This is a genomic window from Streptomyces sp. NPDC055815, from assembly GCF_053616475.1.
Genome location: NZ_JBSHDU010000177.1, coordinates 1 through 2,573, shown reverse-complemented (window position 1 = coordinate 2,573; position 2,573 = coordinate 1). Strand labels below are relative to the sequence as shown.

Annotated in this window: 2 protein-coding genes; both read left to right on the top strand. The window is 68.2% G+C overall.

The annotated features are described in order from the left end of the window. Positions 1 to 130: 130 nt before the first annotated feature. Positions 131 to 1,669 carry an IS21 family transposase gene (istA, locus tag ACWGN5_RS41795; protein ID WP_453524258.1) on the top strand — a complete coding sequence of 513 codons (1,539 nt, stop codon included), beginning with the start codon at positions 131 to 133 and terminating at the stop codon, positions 1,667 to 1,669. Continuing rightward, on the top strand, positions 1,669 to 2,460 hold the full coding sequence (istB, locus tag ACWGN5_RS41790) for an IS21-like element helper ATPase IstB (protein WP_453524256.1): 792 nt from the start codon (positions 1,669 to 1,671) through the stop codon (positions 2,458 to 2,460). Before istA ends, istB begins: the two co-directional genes overlap by 1 nt. The last annotated feature ends 113 nt before the right edge of the window (positions 2,461 to 2,573 follow it).

The following is a 2,573-nucleotide window of genomic DNA, read 5'->3' as shown; positions in this document are numbered from 1 at the left end:
TGACGGCGGCCATGACAAGCTCCCCATAGGCGGCCATTTACCGCCCCACTGATGGCCACGGGATTCCCCGCGTACGGCCAGATTTCTCCCCGCTCGCCCCGACAAGTCCTGCTCGGCGACGCTTGAGCGGGTGAAGAACAGCAGGGAGATCATGGAAATCCTTGAGGCTTACGACCTCACGGGGAGTTACCGCGCTGCGGCCGAGCTGGCCGGGTGCGACCACCACACGGTGGCCCGTTATGTGAAGATGCGGGCCGCCGGCCAGAACCCTGGCCAGCACCGTCACCGGGCCAGGAAGATCGACGACTATCTGCCGAAGATCGAGGAACTGGTGGTCCGCTCGCAGGGCAAGATCCGCGCGGACGTGGTCCACAAGCGGATCACCGCGATGGGCTTCACGGGCGGGGAACGCACCACCCGCCGCACCGTCGCCGAGGCAAAATCCCAGTTCAGGGCAGGTCGGCGCCGGATCTACCGGCCGTGGGTGACCGAGCCCGGACTCTGGCTTCAGTACGACTTCGGCGACGGCCCGGTCATCGGCGGCCGCAAGACCACGCTGTTCTGCGCATGGCTGGCCTGGTCCCGTTTTCGGGTCGTCATCCCGATCTGGGACAAGACGCTACCGACGATCACCGCGGCTCTGGACGCAACGTTCCGCCGGATCGGCGGGGTCCCGGCGTTCGTGCTCACGGACAACGAGAAAACGGTCACCACCGACCACGTCGCCGGGATCGCCGTCCGCAATCCGGAGATCGTCGAGGTCGCCCGGCACTACGGCACGACCATACGAACGTGTCTGCCGGCCGACCCCGAGACCAAGGGCGGATCGGAGTCGACCGTGAAGATCGCGAAGGCCGACCTGGTCCCGAAGGACGTGAACCTCCGCGAGAACTACAAGAGCTTCGGCGAACTCGAAGCGGCCTGCCGGGTCTTCTGCGACGAGGTCAACTCCCGCACGCACCGGGCGACTCGGAGCAAGCCCCTCGACCGGGTCGCGGAGGAACGGCAGCGGCTGCACCCGCTGCCGCGCGAGCCGTTCACCGCGACCTTCGGCACCACCCGCCGGGTCACCTGGGAATCGACGATCTCGGTCGAAGCGGTCCGCTACTCGGTCCCGCACGAGCTGATCGACACCCGCGTCTGGGCCCGTTTCCACGGCGACGAGCTGATCGTCACCGCGGTCGACGAGGACGGCTCCGCCCGCGAGGTCGCCCGCCACCTGCGCGGCGAGCCCGGCTCGCCGGTCCTGGCCGATGACCACTATCCGCCGCGCGAGGACAAGGAAGCCGACCGGACTCCGAAGGCGGTCACCGCTGAGGAGGCCGCATTCCTCCAGCTCGGCCCGGGTGCTGCGAGCTGGCTTGTCGAGGCCGGGGCGGCCGGGGTCCGCCGGATCAAGGCGAAGATGGCCGAGGCCGTCGCGCTCTCGAAGCTCTACTCGGCAGCGGAAGTCGACCGCGCGCTCGGCACCGCCGCGGTCACCGCCCGCTTCGCGGACAAGGACCTCATGTCGATCCTCGACTACCAGTCCGTTCACGGGATCACCGAGCCGGTCCGCCGCAGCGAGAACCACTCGCTGCAGCCGGGCACCTCCGCCTGGTCCGCCCTCGGCGCCGCCACCCCGAGCACCTCTGATCTTCCCGAGTACGACGAAAGCGACCACCTCTGATGGCCACCCCTCTTCGCACCGTTCACGGCACCAACGGCGACCCGCTCGCCGAGGCCATCGAACTCACCAAGCGGCTCAAACTCCCGCACATCCGCAGGTCGCTGACCGACATCATCCCCACCGCGAAGGCCCAACGCTGGGACCCGGCGGAGGTCGTCCGTGTCCTCCTCGCCGAGGAAGCCGCCGGTCGCGACCGCGCCAACCTCCACACCCGCCGCAAGCGAGCCGGCTTCCCCACCGGCAAGACGTTCGGGGACTGGCACGAGAACAAGTCGTCCATCCCCAGGGCCACCCAAGACGCGCTCAAGAGCCTGGAATGGGTCGGCCGCCGGGAGAATTTTTGTATTTGTGGACCGTCGGGGACGGGAAAGTCGCACTTCACCGAGGCACTCGGGCAGACCGCGGTCGAGGCCGGCCTGGCCGTCGCCTGGTTCACCATCGAGGACCTGGGCGCGCTGGTCCGCCGCCACCGCGCGGACGACTCCATCGCCCGGGCCCTCGCGAAGATCGTCCGCTCGGACCTGATCATCGTCGACGACATCGGCCTGCTGCCCGTCTCCGAGGATGCGGCCGAGGGCTTCTACCGCCTGGTCGACGCGGCCTATGAACGACGCTCGATCGCGGTCTCCAGCAACCTTCACCCGTCCGGGTTCGACGAGATCATGCCCAAGACCCTGGCCACCGCGACCGTCGACCGGCTCCTCCATCATGCCCACGTCACCGTCACTCAGGGTGACTCGTTCCGCTTCACCGAGGCCACCACCGGAAAGGGAGTGAAGCCCTTCAGCTGATCCACACCGACCGAGGGCGGGGATATATCTGGCCGCCACCGGGGAACTTCCACTGGCCGTCCGTGGGGAGAACTACTGGCCGCCTCTGGGGAGAACTACATGGCCGTTGACAG

Excerpts from the sequence above, each read along its gene's own strand:
- istB (WP_453524256.1), top strand. The coding sequence starts at position 1,669 with ATGGCCACCCCTCTTCGCACCGTTCACGGCACCAACGGCGACCCGCTC.